This window comes from Paraburkholderia phytofirmans OLGA172 (assembly GCF_001634365.1).
GTDB lineage: Bacteria > Pseudomonadota > Gammaproteobacteria > Burkholderiales > Burkholderiaceae > Paraburkholderia.
Genome location: NZ_CP014578.1, coordinates 2,918,409 through 2,939,001, shown reverse-complemented (window position 1 = coordinate 2,939,001; position 20,593 = coordinate 2,918,409). Strand labels below are relative to the sequence as shown.

Genomic DNA, 20,593 nt, shown 5'->3' with positions numbered 1-20,593 from the left:
GAAAGGGGGGAAGGCGTGGGCAGTCAGTGCACGGCCCGTCGTGCGTCAATGCTTGACTTCGCCAATCAGCGCGACCGAGTCGAACGCGCGTTGGTTCGCCTGGTGGCGCCGCATCACCAGCCACATCATCAGGCAGACGAAGGTGCCGAATAGCACGATCACCGCCGCGACCGGCACGTCGAGCCAGACCAGCACGGCGTACAGGCACAGCATGATGAGCACTGAGAGGTTTTCGTTGAAGTTCTGCACGGCGATCGAGTGGCCCGCCGACAGCAGCACGTGGCCGCGATGCTGGAGCAGCGCATTCATCGGTACGACGAAAAAGCCCGACAGGCCGCCGACGATCATCAGGAAGATATACGCGACGATCAGATAGCCCGGCACATGCACACGGCCGAAATACAGGCCCCAATGCGCGGGGAACAGATCGCGTGTGTAAAAGGCCATCAGCATCACGGCGATGCCCATCATGATGCCGACCGGAAGTACCGACAGCGACTTCTTTAACGGCACGCGCGAGGCGGCGAAAATCGCGCCGGCCGCCACGCCCACTGCCACCACCGCTTGCAGAATCGCGGCTTCCGAAAGCGACATGTTCAGCGACACCTCGGCCCACTTCAGCACGATGAATTGCAGCGTCGCGCCGGCGCCCCAAAAAAGCGTGGTGACGGCAAGCGAGATCTGGCCGAGCTTGTCGCGCCACAGCACGAGAAAGCAGTCGGCGAAATCGGTGACCAGCTTGATCGGCCCGCGTTCCTGTCGCGGATAGCGCGCGCCGGTGTCGGGAATGCGCAGATTGAAGAGCGCCGCGATCACGTAGATGGCCATGATCACCAGCATCGCCGCTTCAGCAGGCGTGTTGACCGTGGGGATGTGGTGCCTGAGGATCGGTGCGGCAATGTGCGGGCTGATGAGCGCGCCGCCGAGCACGGTGCCGAGAATGATCGAACCGACCGTGGTGCCTTCGATCCAGCCGTTCGCCGCGACCAGCCGGTCAGGCGGCAGCAGTTCGGTGAGAATGCCGTATTTGGCGGGCGAGTAGGCCGCTGCGCCAAAGCCGACGATGCCATAGGCGAGCAACGGATGCGCGCCCACCAGCATCGTGATGCAACCGACTACTTTGATGGTGTTGGTGATGAACATCACGTGCCCTTTCGGGCGGGAGTCCGCAAAGGCGCCCACGAAGGCGGCCAGAACGACGTATGACAGCACAAAGAACAACTTGAGCAGCGGCGTCATCCAGTTCGGGGCGTGAAGATCTTTCAGCAGTGCGATAGCAGCGATCAGAAGCGCATTGTCGGCCAGCGACGAAAAAAACTGCGCGGCCATGATGGTGTAAAAACCTTTTTTCATCTGATGCGATGCTGTCCTCGCTGCGGGGTCTATCCGCCCCGGCCGTGTGCAAGGCGTCCGGGCTTATGCCGTTCGAAATGGGTTGTGCGCACGGCTTTATATCACGAAAATAGCTGGATTCGGACTAGCAAAATCCTTGATCGCACCGCCCAGCGGGCTGCCGAGCGCTGAAAACGCCCTGTAAGCTCCTGATTCGCAAGCGTCTTTACGAAAATTACCTATGCCGCGCCCGCTCTCAGCCACGATTCACACTGCCGCACTCGCCAATAATCTCGCCGTGGCCCGGCGTTACGCGCCAAAATCCAAGATCTGGGCCGTGGTCAAGGCGAACGCCTACGGGCACGGCCTCGCGCGTGCTTTTCCCGGCTTGCGCGCAACCGACGGCTTCGGTCTGCTCGACCTCGAAGAAGCCGTGAAGTTGCGTGAATTGGGCTGGGCCGGGCCGATTCTGCTGCTTGAAGGCTTCTTTCGTCCGACCGATGTCGATGTGATCGACCGCTACAGTCTGACCACAGCGCTGCACTCGGACGAACAGCTGCGCATGCTGGAAATGGCGCGTTTGTCCAAGCCCGTCAATATCCAGTTGAAGATGAACACCGGCATGAACCGCCTCGGTTACACGGTGGAAAAATTCCGCTCCGCGTGGGAGCGTGCGCGGGCCTGCCAGGGCGTCGGCCAGATTACGCTGATGACCCATTTCTCGGATGCCGACGGCGAGCGCGGCATCACCCATCAAATGGAAGCGTTCGAGCGCGGCGCGCAAGGCATTGCCGGCGCGCGCAGCCTCTCGAATTCGGCGGCGACGCTGTGGCATCCCGCAGCGCACTTCGACTGGGTGCGCCCGGGCATCATGTTGTACGGCGCCTCGCCCTCGGGCGTCACGGCCGCGATCGCAGGCACCGGCCTGCAACCGGCCATGACCCTCGCCTCCGAACTGATCGCGGTGCAGACGCTCGCCGAAGGCAATACGGTTGGCTATGGTTCGGCGTTCAAGGCGCGCGCGCCGATGCGCATCGGCGTGGTGGCCTGCGGTTACGCGGACGGTTATCCGCGGGTTGCGCCGGAAGGCACGCCGGTGATCGTCGACGGCGTGCGTACGCGGATCGTCGGACGGGTGTCGATGGACATGCTGACCGTCGACCTGACGCCGATCCCGACGGCCAACGTCGGCTCGCGTGTCGAGTTGTGGGGTACGTCGCTGCCGATCGACGACGTCGCGCAGGCATGCGGCACCATCGGCTACGAGCTGATGTGTGCGGTAGCGCCGCGCGTGCCGATGCGTGCGGAGTAAGGCGCGGCGCTGACAGGCCGGGTGAGAGCCGCGCCGGCGGCCTCCATGGCGCTCGCGAAGAGGGTCCCAATGACGATTGCTGTGAGTTCCTCCTTGAGGAGACTCAGCGAGCGCATCAATTCAAAGAACAGCAACACAGGCAAGAGCGCGTGGCTAAACAGAAGACGTTGTACATCTGCAGTGAATGCGGCGGCCAGTCGCCGAAGTGGGCCGGGCAGTGCCCCTCATGCAATGCGTGGAACACGCTGGTGGAATCGGTCGCGGAGACGCCGTCCACGCATCGCTTTCAATCGCTCGCCAAGAGCGCGCCGGTGCGGCGTCTCGCCGATATCGACGCGTCCGACGTACCGCGCTTTTCGACCGGCGTCAGCGAGTTCGACCGCGTGCTGGGCGGCGGTCTCGTACCGGGCGGCGTGGTGCTGATCGGTGGCGATCCGGGCATCGGCAAATCGACGCTGCTGCTGCAATCGCTCGCGGAAATTGCCGCGGATAAACGCGCGCTCTATATCAGCGGCGAAGAATCGGCCGCGCAGATTGCGTTGCGTGCGCAACGGCTTTCGTTGCTGGAACCTGGCTCGAAGGCCAGCGAGCTGCAACTGCTGGCGGAAATCCAGCTGGAGAAAATTCAGGCGACCATCGCCGAGCAGCGGCCGGACGTCGCGGTGATCGACTCGATTCAAACCGTTTATTCCGACGCGCTGACCTCGGCACCCGGGTCGGTCGCGCAGGTGCGCGAGTGCGCGGCGCAATTGACGCGCATCGCCAAACAGTCGGGCACCACGATCATCATGGTCGGCCACGTCACCAAGGAAGGCGCGCTCGCCGGGCCGCGCGTGCTCGAGCATATCGTCGACACGGTGCTGTACTTCGAGGGCGATACGCATTCGTCATTCCGCTTGGTGCGCGCGATCAAGAACCGCTTCGGCGCGGTCAACGAACTCGGCGTGTTCGCGATGACCGAGCGCGGTCTGCGCGGTGTCGCCAATCCGTCGGCGTTGTTTCTGTCGCAGCACGAGCAATCCGTGCCGGGTTCGTGCGTGCTGGTGACGCAGGAAGGCACGCGGCCGCTGCTGGTCGAAGTCCAGGCGCTGGTCGATGCGGCCAACGCGCCGAATCCACGGCGTCTTGCCGTGGGGCTGGAACAGAACCGCCTGGCGATGCTGCTGGCGGTGCTGCATCGGCACGCCGGCATCGCCTGTTTCGACCAGGACGTGTTCCTGAACGCGGTGGGCGGCGTGAAAATCACCGAGCCCGCGGCCGATCTGGCCGTATTGCTCGCGATTCACTCTTCGATGCGCAACAAGCCGCTGCCCAAGGGGCTTGTCGTATTCGGCGAAGTGGGCCTTGCCGGCGAAATCCGGCCGTCGCCGCGCGGTCAGGAGCGTCTTAAGGAAGCGGCCAAACTGGGCTTTTCAGTCGCGGTCATTCCGAAGGCCAATGCACCCAAGCAGCCGATCGAAGGCTTACAGGTTGTTGCGGTCGAACGGATCGAACAGGCCATCGACCGGGTCCGCACGCTTGAATAGACGGGGCTTCGGCGCCTGCGGGCGCCCTTCGGTCCGTAATGCCCGGTAAATATCTCCATATTGGTTGTAACCTGCCGGACATTCCTTTTTCCTAAGCTGGTAGGGCATTGCATCCCTTCTGATGCCCGAAAAAGGATTGCGCCTTGAAACAGTCATATGAAACCGTAGCCGAGCGGCCGATGCAGGTGCGCGGCTGCCGCGTCTCCGCGCCCATTCGCCAGCCTTGGGGCGGCGCTTGCCGGATTGTCGAGTGGATCGACACGGCAGGGCAGATCTCGCGCCGGGTGGTGGCCGAAGATGTCACCGCTGCCGAAGTGCGCGCGACGATCAACCGTCACGTGGAAGGCCGCAAGCATTTTCTGTACGACGACGAAAAGACGCCGCGCCAGGTTTTGCCGCGGCAGACGGCGGTGCGGCGCTGAGATTTGGGGGGCGGCAGGAGGGTTGTTCGACGCTGGCTTAAGCTGGCTGCCCGTTGGCGGTTTAGCCGATCCGACGCTCGTCGTCCCCGGCGTTGTTTCCGTTTTTATCGTGGTTTATCGGCGCGTACGCCTCTGGATTGAACAGCGGGTGCTGCGCGGCTTCCGCCGCGGTCAGCACCGGCGAGACGCAGCAGTCCAGCGACTCCAGCAGCAATACCCATTCGTCCAGCGGGCGCCTGGCGATCAGGTCCGCAAGCTCCTGCGTCAACGCGGCAGCGTCCGGGCCGCCGATTGCCTGGCCGAGGCTCCAGTGGCGCGTCGCCCATTCGGGCCGGTCCAGCGCCATGCACAGCGTTTCCCAGAACTTCAGTTCGAGCGCGCCAACCGCGAGCCAGCGATTGTCGAGCGTCCGATACAGGTTGTAGCAGGGCACGCCGCCGTTCAGCAGACCGGCGCCGGCGGCCGGCGCGGCGCCTTCATTGGCGAGCGCCACTTGCGCGACGAGGTTGTGCGCATGCGTGGCATGCGTCATCGATACGTCGACGAAGCGGCCAAGGCCGCCGCGCGACACGTGCCATAACGCGGCGAGAATCTGCGTCACCGCGCTCAACGCGCCGCCGAGCAGGTCGGCAATCTGGAAATTCGGCAGAATCGGCGCGCCGTCGCGGCCCGCCAGCTGATCGAGCACGCCCGCGTAGCCGATGTAGTTCAGATCGTGACCGGCATGGTCGACAAACGGACCGCTCGCGCCGTAACCGCTGATCGCGCAATAGACCAGCTGCGGATTGAGCGCGCGGAGGGTTTCGTAGCCGACGCCGAGGCGCTCCATCACGCCGGGCCGGAAACTCTCGATTAGCACATCCGCTTCGGCTGCGAGCGCGCGCAATACATTGCGTCCCGCTTCAGATTTGAGGTCGAGGCGCGTTTCGCGCTTGCCGCGATTCACCAGCCGGTAAAACGCGCCGGGGCGGCCTGCTACGCGGTCGCTGGACGACTGCATCATCGTGCGGGTGGGATCGCCCGCACCGGGCGCTTCGATCTTCAGCACGTCGGCGCCGAGTTCCGCAAGCCGCAAGGCAGCCACCGGACCGGGCAGCAGGCGCGTCAGGTCCAGCACGCGCAGGCCTTGCAGCGGAGCAGGCGCCGCCACGGCTGACGACGCAGCTGACGGCTTGGCTGAAGACGCAGACAAAGACAAAGACGCAGACAAAGACGCAGACAAAGACGCAGACAAAGACGCAGACAAAGACTCGGATAGAGACTCGGATAGAGACTCAGATGAAGACGCAGATGAAGACGCAGACGGGCTCACGGGTGACAAGGGCTACCTCCGATCGATGCCGGCGCGGTCCAGAAACAGCCTGCCGCTAGCCGATTTGTTCGAGTTCCTCGTGAGTCTCGAGCCATTCGGCTTCGAGCGTTTCGAGGCGCGCGTTCACATCTGCCTGACGGCGGATGGCCTCCGTCAGTTTGCTCTTCTGCTCGGGTTCATAACTAGCCGGATCGACGACGAACGCATCGAGCGTCGCCTTTTCCGCGTTGAGCGCGTCCATTTCCTTTTCGATCTTCGTGATGCGGCTTTGCAGCGGTTTTTTCAGGTGCGCGAGCTTCTGACGCGTTTCTGCTTCGAGACGGCGTTGCTCCTTGCGATTGACGCCGTTGTCCGCGCTATCCGCGCCGTTCGACGCCGTGCCCGCCTTCAGCGCCGCGCGTTGTTCCGCGGCATGTTCCAGTAGCCAGTCGCGGTAGTCGTCGAGATCGCCGTCGAATTCCTGCAGACGGTGCTTCGCGACCAGCATGAACACGTCAGTGGTGGCGCGCAGCAGATGCCGGTCGTGCGACACCAGAATCAGCGTGCCCTCGAATTGCGCGAGCGCCATGGTCAGCGCGTGACGCGTTTCGAGATCCAGGTGGTTGGTCGGCTCGTCGAGCAGCAGCAGATTCGGCTTTTGCCAGATGATCAGTGCGAGTGCCAAACGGGCTTTTTCGCCGCCTGAGAAGGGCGCGATTTTTGCGGTCGCCATCTCGCCGGAAAAGTTGAAACTGCCGAGGAAGTCGCGCAATTCCTGTTCGCGCGTATCCGGCGCAAGACGCGCCAGATGCTGCAGCGGCGTGTCGTCCGGGCGCAGCGTTTCGAGCTGATGCTGCGCGAAGTAGCCGATGCGCAGTCCCTTGCCTTCGCGCACATGGCCGCCGAGGGCTTCGAGCGTGCCGGCGAGCGTTTTGATCAGCGTCGACTTGCCTTGGCCGTTCGCGCCGAGCAGGCCAATGCGCTGACCGTTCTGGATCGACAGCATGACATGGTCGACGATTGGAATTTCGCCGTCTTCACCGCGATAGCCGCAGCGCACGTCTTCCATCACCATCATCGGATTCGGTGCGGAATCGGGTGTGCGGAATTCGAACGTGAACGGCGAGGACGCATGCGCCGGCGCGATCATCTCCATCTTTTCGAGCGCCTTCACGCGGCTTTGCGCCTGGCGCGCCTTGGTGGCCTGCGCCTTGAAACGGTTGATGTAGCTCTGCAGATGCTCGACCGTGCGCTGTTGCTTCTCATACGCGCTTTGCTGCAAGGCGATTTGTTGCGCGCGCAGGATTTCGAACTGCGAATAGTTGCCGCCGTAACGCTTGATCTGCTGCTGCTCCAGATGCAGCGTGACATTGCAGACCGAATCGAGAAATTCGCGGTCGTGCGAGATCACGATCAGCGTGCCCGGATAACGGTTCAACCAGTCTTCAAGCCAGACGATCGCGTCGAGATCCAGGTGGTTGGTCGGTTCGTCGAGCAGCAGCAGGTCGGAGCGGCACATCAGCGCCTGCGCCAGGTTCAGCCGCATGCGCCAGCCGCCCGAGAAGCTGCTGACCGGCTCGCGTGTCTGATCGAGCGTGAAGCCGAGGCCGAGCAGTAAGGCTTCGGCGCGAGCGGGCGCAGTGTAGCCGTCTGCGTCAGCGAACGCAGCGTGCGCTTCGCCTTCGGCGGCGCCGTCATGTGCGGCCGACGCTTCGGCGATGCACCTTTCGATCGCGCGCAACGCGGCGTCGCCGTCGAGCGTATAAGCGAGGGCGGTTTTGTCCGCCGCGGGCGTTTCCTGCGCAACGTGGGCGATCTGCCAGTTTGGCGGGATAGAGAAATCGCCGCCGTCGGCGTGCAGTTCGCCGAGCAGCACGGCAAACAGCGTCGACTTGCCCGCGCCGTTCGCCCCCACCAGGCCGGCCTTTTCTCCGGGGTTGAGGGTGAACGTGGTGTTTTCGAAGAGCGGTTTGGTGCCGCGCGCGAGGCTGAACTGGTTAAAGCGGATCACGAAGAGGCCGGTCGAAGAAAAACGCTATTTTAGACTGCCGGGGCTGACACCGGGCGGAGAGCCAGGATCGGCCATTCGGCCGACTGTACCGGCGCAGCTTTTGGCATAGACTGACGGCTTTCACGGGGAGAGCACATGACATCGATTTATTCGTTTTCTGCACGTACGCTCGGCGGCGAGGAAGTGAGCCTCGAGCGCTATCAAGGCAAGGTCTTGCTGATCGTCAATACGGCGAGCGAATGCGGGTTCACGCCGCAGTACGCAGGCCTGCAAAAGGTCTATGACACATACGCGGCGCGCGGACTCGCGGTGCTCGGTTTTCCGTGCAATCAGTTCGGCAAGCAGGAACCGGGTGACGCCGCGCAGATCGGCAGTTTCTGCGAAAAGAACTACGGCGTGACCTTCCCGATGTTCGACAAGATCGATGTGAACGGCGCCAATGCGCATCCGCTGTTCCGCTATCTGACGGGCGAGGCGCCGGGCTTGCTGGGGCTCGAAGCGATCAAATGGAACTTCACCAAGTTCCTGATCGGCCGCGACGGCAATGTGGTGAAGCGCTATGCGCCGCTGACCAAGCCTGAGGCGATTGTCGAGGACATCGAAAAGCTGCTGTAACGCGCGGCGCAGCCGGAATCGAAGCCGAAGCCGAAGCCGAAGCCGAAGCCGAAGCCGAAGCCGAAGCCGAAGCCGAAGCCGAAGCCGAAGCCGAAGCCGAAGCCGAAGCCGAAGCCAAAGCCAAAGCCAAAGCCAAAGCCAAAGCCAAAGCCAAAGCCAAAGCCAAAGCCAAAGCCAAAGCCAAAGGTGGGGCGGTTCGAGTTGGAGGCGAAGCGGCAGCGCGGCTATCTGGCCGCAGTGCACTACAGGATCGGCGAGAACAACCGCGCCACGTGCATCAGCACGCGCCGCAACGCGCTCGCCCGGCGGTACTCGTTGCGGTCGATTTCGAGCGACTCCGCGAAGTCCTTGAGCAGCATTGCTTCGACATCTTTGGCAAAGCCGCGGTCCACGGTCAGCACCATAATCTCGAAGTTCAGCCGGAACGAGCGGTTGTCGAGATTGGCGCTGCCGATTGCCGCCGCCACGCTGTCGATCAGCACGACCTTCTGATGCAGAAAGCCGGGCTGATAGCGGAAGATCCGGATGCCCGCGCGCAGCGAGTCGTACGCATACAGTTTCGAGGCGGTGAACACCACGCGGTGATCGCGCCGGCACGGAATCAGAATGCGCACATCCACGCCGCGCAGCACCGCCAGTCGCAGCGCGGCGAACACGGCTTCGTCGGGTATGAGATAAGGCGTCGTAATCCAGATCCGCTCGCGCGCCGCGTTGATCGCCTCGACGAAGAAGAGCGAGCAGGTCTCCTGCTTGTCGGCCGGACCGCTCGGCACGACGAGGCAGTGCATGCCCTCGTCGGCTGGCGGGAAGGCCGGCATGGCGAACTCGGGCAGCTGCTGGGTCGCCCAGTGCCAGTCTTCGGTGAACACGAACTGGATGCTGGCGACGGCCGGGCCGCGTACTTCGATATGCGTATCGCGCCATGGCGACAGCGGCGGCTTGCCGCCGAGATATTCGATACCGACGTTGTGTCCGCCGACAAAGGCGCGCTCACCGTCCACTGAGACGATTTTGCGGTGATTGCGGAAGTTCAACTGCAGGCGGTTGACGAAGCGGCGATTGGTGGCGAACGGGTGCATTTCCACGCCGGCCGCGCGCAGTGCCGCCACGTAGCGGTGGGGTAGATCGAAACTGCCGATGCTGTCGTACAGGAAGTAGACGCGTACGCCTTGCTGCGCTTTCGCGATCAGCGCGTCTTTGAGCATCTCGCCGAGCGCATCGTCGTGCACGATGAAGAACTGCACGATCACGTAATGGCGTGCGCCTTCGATCGCTTCGAAGATCGCCTCGAAAGTCGCGGTTCCGTTCACCAGCGTGCGCACGGAATTGCCCGGCAGGAACGGCATGGCGCTCAGGCGCGTAAGCGAATGTACGAGTCTGGCGCCAAGCTCCTGCGTAGGCAGCCCTGCGGAGGAGGCCCGTGTATCCCATTCCTGAGGATGGGCGCGCGTGCGCAGCAATTCGTTTTCGATGCGGCGAGCGTCCGCGTAACCCTGGAATTTACTGCGGCCGAGGAACAGGTACGGCACCAGCGTCAGATACGGCATGGCGACCAGCGACACGGCCCACGCGATCGCGCCTTGCGACGTGCGGGTGTTCAGAATCGCGTGGCATGCTGCCACCACGCCGAGAATATGGGCGAGGGCGACCAGCGGGCCAATATGAAGCAGGTCGAATTCCATAGGCGGGCGAAGAGTTGGCAAGGCACCGCCGCTGCGTTGCTGCGCAGCGGACAGTTGACCGCGCCCATCTTACCGAACGCGAGTGCGTTGGGGGGCGTGACGGTCCAGCTTCTTCGGGGATTCCGCCGAGGCGGGTGTGCAGGCGGAGAGAGGCGCGAGGTGCCGGCGTGTGCGGTCATGCGGTGCAACACGCACGGCAGGCAGTGAACGTCTGCCGCGCGCGTCGCGCGATAAGGCAGCCCGGCGATCCCGCTATCCGGCTATCCGGCTATCCGGCTATCCGGCTATCAGGCTATCAGGCTATCCGGCTATCAGGCTATCAGGCTATCAGGCTATCAGGCTATCCGGCTATCCGGCTATCAGACTATCAGGCGGTTAAACATCAGACTGGCAGATCCGCGGCCTGAATCAGGAATACGTTGTCGTCGCCAGCGCTCGTCGACAGCCAGACCAGATCGAGGCCGCCGAAGGCCGCTTCGACGTTCGCGCGCTCGTTGCCGATCTCGACCACCAGCACGCCGTCTTCGGTCAGCCAGTTACGTGCTTCGGCGATGATCCGGCGCACGATGTCCATGCCGTCCGCGCCGCCTGCCAGGGCCATGTCGGGCTCGTGCTTGTATTCGGCGGGCAGTTCCTGCATCGAGGCGGCGTTCACATACGGCGGATTGCTGACGATCACGTCGTAGCGGCGCTCGGCGAGCGGCGCGTACAGATCGCCTTCGAAGAGGGCGACGCGGTCGTCGAGCCTGTAATCCGTCACGTTGCGCGTGGCGACTTCGAGAGCAGGTGCGGAAAGATCGACTGCATCGATATCCGCGTTCGGGAATGCGTGCGCCGCGAGGATCGCGAGGCAGCCGGAGCCGGTGCACAGTTCCAGCACGGCGCTTACCTGCTCGGGATCTTCCACATACGGCTGCAGACCGTCTTGCAGCAATTCGCCGATGAACGAGCGCGGCACGATCACGCGTTCATCCACGTAGAAGCGGAAGCCGTGCATCCACGCTTCCTGCGTGATGTAGGCCGCCGGCACGCGCTGGCCGGCGCGGCGCTCGATCACGTTCAGCACGGCGTCGATTTCAGCCGCGGAGAGACGCGCGTCGAGGAATGGTTCCAGCAGATCGAGCGGCAAATGCAGGGTGTGCAGTATCAGATAAGCGGCTTCGTCGTAGGCGTTGGCCGAGCCGTGGCCAAACGACAACTCGGCCTGATTGAAGCGCGACACCGCGAAACGCAGCAGGTCGCGGACAGTGGAAAACGGGAGCGTCATCGCAGAAATTCCTTGGTCAGGCGATCAGTTGTTCGAGCACGCGGCGATACACGTTCTTCAGCGGCTCGATGTGTGCGACTTCGATATGTTCGTCGATCTTGTGGATGCTGGCGTTGAGCGGGCCGAATTCGATCACCTGCTCGCAGATGCGGGCGATGAAGCGGCCGTCCGAAGTGCCGCCGGTAGTCGACAGTTCAGTCGTGACGCCGGTTTCGTCCTTGATCGCTTTCGCCAGCGCGTTCGACAGATCGCCGCGCGGCGTGAGGAACGGCAGGCCGCTCACGTTCCATTGCAGATCGTATTCGAGATTGTGCTTGTCGAGGGTCGCATGGACGCGAGCCTGCAGGCCTTCCACCGTGCTGGCCGTCGAGAAGCGGAAATTGAACATCACGTCCGCATGGCCGGGAATCACGTTGGTCGCGCCGGTGCCGCCATGGATGTTCGACACCTGCCAGGTGGTGGGCGGGAAGTATTCGTTGCCGTCGTCCCAGCGTTCGGCGACCAGTTCGGCCAACGCGGGCGCGAGCAGATGTACCGGATTTTTCGCCAGGTGCGGATAGGCGATATGGCCTTGCACGCCCTTGACGACCAGCTTGCCCGACATCGAACCGCGCCGGCCATTCTTCACCATGTCGCCGAACTGCGCGCTCGACGTCGGTTCGCCGACGATGCAGTAGTCCATGCGCTCGCCACGTGCCTGCAGCGCTTCGACGACCTTAATGGTGCCGTCGGTAGCGGGGCCTTCTTCGTCGCTCGTAATCAGGAATGCGAGCGAGCCGCGATGCGTCGGGTGCGCCGCGACGAATTCCTCGCTTGCCACCACGAAGCCGGCGATCGACGCCTTCATGTCCGCCGCGCCGCGGCCGTAGAGCTTGCCGTCGCGATGGGTCGGCTCGAACGGCGCCGAGTGCCATTGTTCGAGCGGGCCGGTCGGCACGACGTCCGTGTGGCCGGCGAAGGCGAGCAGCTTGCCGCGCGTGCCGTCGACGCCGCGTTTGACGGCCCACAGGTTGGTCACGCCGTTCGATTCGATCGTCTCGTGCTCGAAGCCGAGCGCGGACAGGCGTTCGATCAGGAGGCGCTGGCAATGCTGGTCGTCGGGCGTGACGGAGGCGCGCGCGATCAGTTGTTCGGTAAGGGCGAGGGTGCCGGACATGGATTCAGTACAAGCCACTTTGAAATGAAAAAATGCCGGCTGGCGGTTGGACACCGCAGCCGGCAACAGCTTTTAAGCAACGCGGCGATGCCACGTTTTACTGCTTGTTGCATTCGATCTTCGCACTCGGTCCTGGTTATGCCTGGTTTGTGCCTGGCTTTTGCCTGGCACCTGGCGCTGCGGTCGAGCTGCGCGCTTGACCGTTGCTTCCGATCTTGGGCCTCAGAACAGGCAATCAGGCAATCAGGCAAACAGCGCCGCGTATTCGTCCACCGAGAAACCGAGCGACTTGACCCTTCCGTTGACCACCAGCACCGGCCGCTTGATCACAGACGGCTTGTGGATCATCAACGCGATCGCGCCCGATTGCGTGTCCGCCGCCGCCTTCATGTCGTCGGACAGGCCGCGCCAGGTCGTGCCGCGACGGTTCAGCAACGCGTCGAGCTTCACGTCCTTCAGCCAGTCCTGAACGAGCGGCTCGGTCACGCCGTGTTTCTTGAAGTCGTGGAATTCGAACTCGACATCATGCTCTTCGAGCCACACACGGGCTTTCTTCACGGTGTCGCAGTTCGGAATGCCGTAGACGACGGTCTTGGTGCCGCGTGCCATCAGTCGCCTCGCAGCAGCTCGTTCAGGCCGACCTTCGCACGCGTCTTGGCGTCGACCTTCTTGACGATCACGGCGCAGTAGAGGCTATGCGAACCGTCTTTCGACGGCAGGTTGCCCGCCACCACCACCGAACCCGCCGGAATGCGGCCATACGTGACTTCGCCGGTTTCGCGGTCGTAAATCTTGGTGCTCTGGCCCAGGTACACGCCCATCGAGATCACCGAGTTTTCTTCGACGATCACGCCTTCCACCACTTCCGAACGCGCGCCGATGAAGCAGTTGTCTTCGATGATGACCGGGTTCGCCTGCAGCGGCTCCAGCACGCCGCCGATGCCCACGCCACCCGACAGGTGGACGTTCTTGCCGATCTGCGCGCACGAGCCGACGGTCGCCCACGTGTCGACCATCGTGCCTTCGTCCACATAGGCGCCGATGTTGGTGTACGACGGCATCAGCACGACGTTCTTCGCGATGAACGAGCCGCGGCGCGCGATGGCGGGCGGCACCACGCGGAAGCCGCCGGCGGCGAAGTCTTCAGCGGTGTAGTTGGCGAACTTCGACGGCACCTTGTCGTAGAACTGCGAGTAGCCGCCAGCCGGTTGCACCACGTTGTCTTCCAGGCGGAACGACAGCAGCACGGCTTTCTTCAGCCATTGATTGACGACCCAGTCGCCGTCCTTCTTTTCGGCCACGCGCAGCGCGCCCTTGTCCAGTTGCTCGATGGCGTGGGCGACGGCTTCGCGCACGTCGGCCGGCGCAGCCTTCGGCGACAGTTCGGCGCGGTTTTCCCAGGCGGTATCAATGATCTGCTGAAGTTGTTGCGACATATGCGTGCTTTTCTGAAGAGTTGAAGTCTGAAGAAGGGAATGCGGTGCGCGAGGTTGCTGAATACGAAAAATTCGCGAAAAACTCAGCCCGCGAGCGCGCGGCAAAAATCGACGATCCGTTGTGCGCCTTGCGTGCATTCGTCGACATCGGCGACGAGCGCCATGCGCACGAAATTGCGGCCGGGGTTCACGCCATGCGCAGTGCGCGCGAGGAACGAGCCCGGCAGAACCGTCACATTATAGTCGGCGTAGAGGCGCTGGGCGAACTCGGTGTCCGACAGGCCCGTGCGCGAGACGTCCGCCCAAAGGTAGAACGCGGCGTCCGGCAGGCGTACGTCGAGCACCTCGGCGAGCATCGGCGTCACGGTGGAAAACTTCTGCCCATACTTCGCGCGGTTCTCGCGCACATGCGTTTCATCATTCCAGGCCGCGATGCTGGCGCTCTGGAACACCGTCGACAAGGCCGCGCCGTGGTATGTCCGGTATAGCAGGAAATCTTTCAGGATCGCCGCGTCGCCCGCCACAAAGCCCGAGCGCATGCCCGGCACGTTCGAGCGCTTGGACAGGCTCGACAGCATCACAAGGCGCTCGAAGCCGCGACCGAGCTGGTGAGCCGCTTCCAGGCCGCCGAGCGGCGGATTAGCTTCGTCGAAGTAGATTTCCGAGTAGCACTCGTCCGAGGCGATCACGAAGCCGTAGCGGTCCGACAGCGCGAACAGTTCGCGCCAGTCGTCGAGCGTAAGCACCGCGCCGGTGGGATTGCCCGGCGAGCATACATACAGCAGCTGCGTGCGCGCCCAGATCTCGGCCGGGACCGCCGAATAGTCGCAGGCGAAGTTGCGCGCCGGGTCGCTATTCACGAAGTACGGCTGCGCGCCGGCGAGAATCGCCGCGCCCTCATAGATTTGGTAGAACGGGTTCGGACAGAGTACGATCGCAGGCTCGCCGTCAGCATTCCGCGCATCGTCCCGTTTAGGGTCGATGACCGTTTGTGCGAGCGCAAAAAGCGCCTCGCGCGAGCCCGACACCGGCAGCACCTGGGTGGCCGGATCGACCGGGGGCAGGTTGTAGCGCTGCGTCACCCATTTCGCGATCGACTCGCGCAGTGCTGGCGACCCGATGGTGGCCGGATACGCCGACAAGCCGCCGAGCGAAGCAATCACCGCGTCGCGAATCAGCGCGGGCGTAGGATGTTTCGGTTCGCCGATGCCGAAGCTGATGTGCGCGAGGCCGGCGGGCGGCGTGACGTCCTTGAAAAGCGCACGCAGCTTTTCGAACGGATAGGGCTGGAGGGAGTCGAGTAGCGGGTTCACTGGGCGGATCGAGCCTGATCGAGGATGGGCGCAGACGAATGCTGGACACGCATGCTGACCGTAAAACGCATGAAACACGCGAAAAGGGCGGCAGCGGCGGCGAGCGGGTGATTATAGCGTGGCGGCGCAGACGGGAAATTCATGGCGGCGTTGCCCCTTGCCTCTTGTCGTCCGGCGGCCAAAACGCATGCAACAAAGAGAAACCCGACGGTAGTATCGAGGATGACTCAGGGCCGCAACGGTCCGAACGCAAGCAATGTGGCCTGCAGAAGGCATCTGAGGGCATATTGCGGCGGCGCCTGGCGTGTAAGACGCGGCGCACCCCGCCAGGCAGCGCAGGCAATGCGACGCAGCGGGAACGACGCGAACCGCAGACGGTTCGCGCAAAAAAGAAGCAGGAGCAGCAATGGTCGTAGCAGCAAAGGAGACATCCGGACGATTCGGACGATTCGGACGAAGCGGGCGCAAGAACGCCGCCGTCGGCGAAGTCAGCAAAGTCCGCAACACCGCCCGCAGGAGCAGCAACCGCCGCGGGAGGCTCGCATCATGAGCAAGTGGTTTCGCACGGGCTGGCCAACGGCTTGGCCCACGCTCGCGATCATGCTGGGCGCCTCGGTGTGGGGGGTGATCTGGTATCCGCTGCGCATGCTGAATGCGCTCGGCGTGACCGGCACGGCGGCAAGCGCACTCACGAGCGGCGCCGGTTGTCTGTTCGTCCTGCTGGTGCGCTATCGTGCCCTCAAGACCGTGCGCTGGCACTGGCTGCTGCCGGCTCTGGCACTAGCCGCGGGCATCACCAATCTCGGCTTCGTGTGGGGCTCGATCCACGGCGAGGTGATGCGCGTCCTGCTGCTGTTCTATCTCACCCCCGCCTGGACCGCGCTCTTTGCGCACTTCATCCTGCACGAACGGCTGACCTGGGCGGGCGCTGGCCTCGCCGCGCTGTCGCTGGCCGGCGCGATGACCATGCTGTGGTCGCCGCAACTCGGCATCCCGGTGCCCAGCAATCTCGCCGAATGGGCAGGGCTTGCGGGCGGCATGGGCTTCGCGATGAGCAACGTGCTGATCCTCAAGACGAGCCGCGTGCTGCCTGAGATGAAGCCGGAAATGCGTACCGCGACGATCTTCGGCGGCGCGGCGATTTTCAGCGCCTTTGCATCGCTGTTCGAGGCGATGCCCGCACCACCCACCGGCGCGCATCTCGGCACGGCCGTGCTACTGGTGCTCGGCCTCGGTTTCCTGCTCGCGTCGAACAATATGCTCGTGCAGTATGGACTCGCGCGGGTGCCGGCCAATCGGGCCTCGATCATCATGCTGTTCGAGATCGTGGTCACGGCCTTGTCCGCGTGGCTCTTCGCCGGCGAGACGCCGGGCCCGCGTGAATGGGCGGGCGGCTTGTGCATCGTGCTGGCGTCGGCACTCTCCAGTTGGGTGCACCGGACCAAGGCCTTGCCGCCCGATCCCGCCAATCAGGACCCGGCTCTCGACACCGACGGCCGCGCCGACCGTAAGGACGGTAAGAACCGCTCGCGCGCGATGGTATGATTGCCCCTCATTAGCTGGCGCATGCTTCAACGCGTGCGATTGGCGCCCGTATCGCGAGGTTTCGCGGGCCGTTCTGCTGCACTGGCGAACGGCTGGCGCGGCCTTCACGAGCCACCTTTTATTTTCCCTTTTCAAACAGCGAAATCGCCGTGCGTCTGACCTCGATCAAACTCGCTGGCTTCAAGTCATTCGTCGATCCCACGCATTTCCAGGTTCCGGGCCAGCTCGTCGGCGTGGTCGGACCGAATGGGTGCGGCAAGTCCAACATCATTGACGCCGTGCGCTGGGTGCTCGGCGAATCGCGCGCTTCCGAGCTGCGCGGCGAGTCGATGCAGGACGTGATCTTCAATGGCTCGACCGCGCGCAAGCCGGGTAGCCGCGCCAGCGTCGAACTCGTGTTCGACAACGCCGACGGCCGTGCCGCCGGACAGTGGGGGCAGTATGCCGAAATCGCCGTCAAGCGCGTGCTCACGCGCGACGGCACCTCGAGCTACTACATCAACAACCTGCCAGCGCGCCGCCGCGACATTCAGGACATCTTCCTCGGCACCGGCCTCGGGCCGCGTGCGTACGCGATCATCGGGCAGGGCATGATCGCGCGCCTGATCGAGGCGAAGCCGGAAGAGCTGCGGGTGTTCCTCGAAGAAGCCGCGGGCGTGTCGAAGTACAAGGAACGCCGCCGCGAAACCGAGAACCGCCTGCACGACACGCGCGAGAATCTGATCCGTGTCGAAGACATTGTCCGCGAACTCAGTGCGAATCTCGAGAAGCTCGAAGCGCAGGCGATCGTCGCGACCAGGTACAAGGATTTGCAGGCCGACGGCGAAGAAAAGCAGCGTCTGTTGTGGCTGTTGCGCAAGAACGAAGCCGGCGGCGAGCAGGAGCGCCAGCAGCGCGCAATCGAACAGGCGCAGATCGACCTCGAAGCGCAAACCGCGAAGCTGCGCGAAGTCGAAGCGCAACTCGAAACGCTGCGCGTCGCGCATTATTCCGCCAGCGACGCGATGCAGGGTGCGCAAGGTGCGCTGTACGAGGCGAATGCCGAAGTCAGCCGCCTCGAGGCCGAGATCAAGTTCATCGTCGAATCGCGCAACCGCGCGCAGGCGCAGATCGCGGCATTGACCGCGCAACGTGAGCAGTGGCAGTCGCAAGCCCAAAAAGCGCAAGACGATCTCGAAGACGCTGAAGAACAACTGGCCGTCGCCGAAGAAAAAGCCGCGCTGGCCGAAGACGAAGCCGCCGCCAGGCATGACGCGATGCCGGCGCTCGAGGCACGCTGGCGCGATGCGCAGACCGAACTGAACGCCGAGCGCGGCGGTATTGCGCAGACCGAACAGGCACTCAAGCTCGAAGCGGCGCATCAGCGCAATGCGGATCAGCAATTGCAGCAGTTGCAGCAGCGCCACGAGCGGCTGAAGTCGGAAGCGGGCGGGCTGGATGCCCCTGACGAAGCGCAACTCGAAGACATGCGCGCGCAGCTCGCCGAGCACGAAGAAATCCTGCACGACGCGCAGGCCCGTCTCGCCGACGCGCAGGAAACGCTGCCGCGTCTCGACGGCGAACGGCGCGCTGCCCAGGAGCGCGTGCAGTCGGAGAGCGCGCAGATTCATCAGCTCGACGCACGCCTTGCCGCGCTCAAGCAACTGCAGGAAAACGTCCAGACCGAAGGCAAGATCCAGCCGTGGCTTGAAAAGCACGAGCTGAGCGGCTTGCCGCGTCTGTGGAAGAAGCTGCACGTCGAAGCCGGCTGGGAAGCCGCGCTCGAAGCGGTGCTGCGCGAGCGGCTCGCCGCGCTGGAAGTGTCGAACCTCGATTGGGTCAAGGCGTTCGCCACCGACGCGCCGCCCGCCAAGCTCGCGTTCTACGCACCGCCGGCAGCCGGTCAGCCGGTCACTACGCCGGCGGGTTTGCGTCCGCTGCTGTCGCTGGTTCGTATCGACGATGCCGGCATTCGCGCCGTGCTGAACGACTGGCTCGGCCTCGCCTTTGTCGCTGACGACCTGCAACAGGCGCTCGCCATGCGCGCCCAATTGCCGGAGGGCGGCTCGTTCGTCGTGAAGGCCGGCCACGTCGTGACGCGTGTCGGCGTCCAGTTGTATGCCGCCGACTCCGAACAGGCCGGCATGCTGGCCCGTCAGCAGGAAATCGAAAACCTGGCTCGCCAGGTGCGCGCGCAAGCCTTGCTCGCCGATGAAGCGAAGGCCGCCGCGATCCGCGCCGAAGCCGCGCACACGCAAGCCGCCCAAGCGTTGACCGATGTGCGTCAACAGTCGGAGCGCGCAACGCAACGCGTGCACGCCTTGCAGATGGACGTGCTCAAGCTCGCGCAAGCGCATGAGCGTTATACGCAGCGCAGCACGCAGATCCGCGAAGAGCTCGAAGAAATCACCGCGCAGATCGACGAGCAGCGCGCGTTGCGCGGCGAATCGGAAGCGAACTTCGAGCGCCACGACGCTGAACTCGCCGAATTGCAGGCGCGTTTCGAAGATCACCAGCTGGCTTTCGAAGCGCTCGACGAAGCGCTGACCGCCGCGCGCGCCCAATCGCGCGATCTCGATCGGGCCGCCACCGACGCGCGTTTCGCCGCGCGCAACATGGCGAACCGCATCGACGAATTGAAGCGCAGCATCCAGGTCTCGCACGAGCAGAGCGAGCGCGTCGCTGCCTCGCTGGAAGATGCGCGCGCCGAACTGGAAACGATCAACGAGCAAACCGCGCATACCGGCTTGCAGGACGCGCTCGATATCCGCGCGGTCAAGGAAGAAGCGCTGCACGCCGCGCGCCTCGAACTGGAAGACCTGACCGCCAAGCTGCGTGCCGCCGACGAAACCCGTTTGACCGCCGAGCGGGCGCTGCAACCGCTGCGCGACCGCATCAACGAATTGCAGCTGAAGGAGCAGGCCGCCCGCCTGAATGGCGAGCAGTTCATCGAGCAACTGGCTGCGGCCGGCGTCGATGAAGCCGAGTTGCAGGCCAAGCTCACGCCGGACATGAAGCCGTCGTACCTGCAAGGCGAAGTCACGCGGATCAACAACGCTATCACCGCGCTCGGCCCGGTCAACATGGCCGCGTTGGACGAACTGAAGGCGGCGACCGAGCGTAAGACGTTCCTCGATTCGCAATCGGCGGACCTGAACAACGCGATCGAAACGCTCGAAGACGCGATCCGCAAGATCGACGGCGAAACGCGTACGCTGCTGCAAGGCACCTTCGACGAAGTGAACCGTCATTTCGGCGAACTGTTCCCGCGTCTCTTTGGCGGTGGCCAGGCCAAGCTGATCATGACCGGCGACGAGATTCTCGACGCCGGCGTGCAGGTGATGGCGCAGCCGCCGGGCAAGAAGAATTCGACGATTCACCTGCTGTCGGGCGGCGAGAAAGCCTTGACCGCCACCGCACTGGTGTTCGCGATGTTCCAGCTGAATCCGGCGCCGTTCTGCCTGCTCGACGAAGTGGACGCGCCGCTCGACGACGCCAACACGGAACGCTTCGCGAACCTCGTGCGCGCGATGTCGGACAAGACGCAGTTCCTGTTCATTTCGCACAACAAGATCGCGATGGAAATGGCGCAGCAACTGATCGGCGTGACCATGCAGGAGCAGGGCGTATCGCGGATCGTCGCGGTCGACATGGAAACGGCGGCGGGTTTCGCCCAGAATATCGTTTAAGTTTTCGTTTAGGTTGA

At 63.7% G+C, this 20,593-nt stretch carries 15 protein-coding genes; 6 read left to right on the top strand and 9 right to left on the bottom strand.

Annotated elements, in window-relative coordinates:
- Positions 1-45: 45 nt before the first annotated feature.
- Positions 46-1,353 carry a lysophospholipid transporter LplT gene (gene lplT / locus AYM40_RS12835; protein WP_063496554.1) on the bottom strand — a complete coding sequence of 436 codons (1,308 nt, stop codon included), beginning with the start codon at positions 1,351-1,353 and terminating at the stop codon, positions 46-48.
- A gap of 220 nt (positions 1,354-1,573) precedes the next feature.
- On the opposite strand from lplT, the gene alr reads away from it, so the two are divergent.
- From alr to AYM40_RS12820, 3 genes are all read left to right on the top strand, one after another.
- Entirely contained in the window at positions 1,574-2,644 is a 1,071-nt protein-coding gene (gene alr, locus AYM40_RS12830; RefSeq protein WP_063496553.1) for an alanine racemase, read from the top strand.
- Between the two features lie 149 nt (positions 2,645-2,793).
- Positions 2,794-4,170 (top strand): DNA repair protein RadA, encoded by a 1,377-nt coding sequence (radA, locus tag AYM40_RS12825; RefSeq protein WP_063496552.1) that lies wholly within the window; start codon positions 2,794-2,796, stop codon positions 4,168-4,170.
- A gap of 143 nt (positions 4,171-4,313) precedes the next feature.
- Complete coding sequence (locus tag AYM40_RS12820) at positions 4,314-4,592, top strand: DUF2866 domain-containing protein (RefSeq protein WP_063496551.1); 279 nt, start codon at positions 4,314-4,316, stop codon at positions 4,590-4,592.
- Between the two features lie 61 nt (positions 4,593-4,653).
- Here the strand turns inward: AYM40_RS12820 and AYM40_RS12815 are convergent, their stop codons facing one another.
- Complete coding sequence (locus tag AYM40_RS12815) at positions 4,654-5,724, bottom strand: CaiB/BaiF CoA transferase family protein (RefSeq protein WP_063497988.1); 1,071 nt, start codon at positions 5,722-5,724, stop codon at positions 4,654-4,656.
- 235 nt (positions 5,725-5,959) lie between these two features.
- Positions 5,960-7,894, bottom strand: a complete 1,935-nt coding sequence (locus AYM40_RS12810) for an ATP-binding cassette domain-containing protein (RefSeq protein ID WP_063496550.1) — start codon at positions 7,892-7,894, stop codon at positions 5,960-5,962.
- Between the two features lie 135 nt (positions 7,895-8,029).
- Between AYM40_RS12810 and AYM40_RS12805 the strand changes: the two genes are divergently transcribed.
- Positions 8,030-8,509, top strand: coding sequence for a glutathione peroxidase (locus tag AYM40_RS12805; RefSeq protein ID WP_063496549.1), 480 nt, complete (start codon positions 8,030-8,032; stop codon positions 8,507-8,509).
- 242 nt (positions 8,510-8,751) lie between these two features.
- Here the strand turns inward: AYM40_RS12805 and cls are convergent, their stop codons facing one another.
- The 6 genes from cls to dapC all read right to left on the bottom strand — a co-directional run bounded on the left by cls (position 8,752) and on the right by dapC (position 15,363).
- Positions 8,752-10,191, bottom strand: a complete 1,440-nt coding sequence (gene cls / locus AYM40_RS12800; protein ID WP_063496548.1) for a cardiolipin synthase — start codon at positions 10,189-10,191, stop codon at positions 8,752-8,754.
- A gap of 382 nt (positions 10,192-10,573) precedes the next feature.
- Positions 10,574-11,458: a 50S ribosomal protein L3 N(5)-glutamine methyltransferase gene (gene prmB / locus AYM40_RS12795; RefSeq protein ID WP_063496547.1), complete on the bottom strand. Its 885-nt coding sequence runs from the start codon at positions 11,456-11,458 to the stop codon at positions 10,574-10,576.
- A gap of 16 nt (positions 11,459-11,474) precedes the next feature.
- On the bottom strand, positions 11,475-12,614 hold the full coding sequence (dapE, locus tag AYM40_RS12790; protein WP_063496546.1) for a succinyl-diaminopimelate desuccinylase: 1,140 nt from the start codon (positions 12,612-12,614) through the stop codon (positions 11,475-11,477).
- 243 nt (positions 12,615-12,857) lie between these two features.
- Positions 12,858-13,223: an ArsC family reductase gene (locus AYM40_RS12785; protein ID WP_063496545.1), complete on the bottom strand. Its 366-nt coding sequence runs from the start codon at positions 13,221-13,223 to the stop codon at positions 12,858-12,860.
- Positions 13,223-14,050 carry a 2,3,4,5-tetrahydropyridine-2,6-dicarboxylate N-succinyltransferase gene (gene dapD, locus AYM40_RS12780; RefSeq protein ID WP_063496544.1) on the bottom strand — a complete coding sequence of 276 codons (828 nt, stop codon included), beginning with the start codon at positions 14,048-14,050 and terminating at the stop codon, positions 13,223-13,225. Before dapD ends, AYM40_RS12785 begins: the two co-directional genes overlap by 1 nt.
- Before the next feature lie 83 nt (positions 14,051-14,133).
- Positions 14,134-15,363 (bottom strand): succinyldiaminopimelate transaminase, encoded by a 1,230-nt coding sequence (dapC, locus tag AYM40_RS12775; protein ID WP_063496543.1) that lies wholly within the window; start codon positions 15,361-15,363, stop codon positions 14,134-14,136.
- 546 nt (positions 15,364-15,909) lie between these two features.
- Between dapC and AYM40_RS12765 the strand changes: the two genes are divergently transcribed.
- Together AYM40_RS12765 and smc are read left to right on the top strand one after the other, a co-directional pair.
- On the top strand, positions 15,910-16,908 hold the full coding sequence (locus AYM40_RS12765) for a DMT family transporter (protein ID WP_063496541.1): 999 nt from the start codon (positions 15,910-15,912) through the stop codon (positions 16,906-16,908).
- A 149-nt stretch (positions 16,909-17,057) separates the two neighbouring features.
- Positions 17,058-20,576 carry a chromosome segregation protein SMC gene (smc, locus tag AYM40_RS12760; protein ID WP_063496540.1) on the top strand — a complete coding sequence of 1,173 codons (3,519 nt, stop codon included), beginning with the start codon at positions 17,058-17,060 and terminating at the stop codon, positions 20,574-20,576.
- Positions 20,577-20,593: the final 17 nt, after the last annotated feature.

Bases quoted from the DNA above. Each gene is read 5' to 3' on its own strand.
- lplT (WP_063496554.1), bottom strand. From the start codon at position 1,353: ATGAAAAAAGGTTTTTACACCATCATGGCCGCGCAGTTTTTTTCGTCG.
- AYM40_RS12765 (WP_063496541.1), top strand. From the start codon at position 15,910: ATGAGCAAGTGGTTTCGCACGGGCTGGCCAACGGCTTGGCCCACGCTC.
- alr (WP_063496553.1), top strand. From the start codon at position 1,574: ATGCCGCGCCCGCTCTCAGCCACGATTCACACTGCCGCACTCGCCAAT.
- dapE (WP_063496546.1), bottom strand. From the start codon at position 12,614: ATGTCCGGCACCCTCGCCCTTACCGAACAACTGATCGCGCGCGCCTCC.
- AYM40_RS12805 (WP_063496549.1), top strand. From the start codon at position 8,030: ATGACATCGATTTATTCGTTTTCTGCACGTACGCTCGGCGGCGAGGAA.
- cls (WP_063496548.1), bottom strand. From the start codon at position 10,191: ATGGAATTCGACCTGCTTCATATTGGCCCGCTGGTCGCCCTCGCCCAT.
- dapD (WP_063496544.1), bottom strand. From the start codon at position 14,050: ATGTCGCAACAACTTCAGCAGATCATTGATACCGCCTGGGAAAACCGC.
- prmB (WP_063496547.1), bottom strand. From the start codon at position 11,458: ATGACGCTCCCGTTTTCCACTGTCCGCGACCTGCTGCGTTTCGCGGTG.
- AYM40_RS12785 (WP_063496545.1), bottom strand. From the start codon at position 13,223: ATGGCACGCGGCACCAAGACCGTCGTCTACGGCATTCCGAACTGCGAC.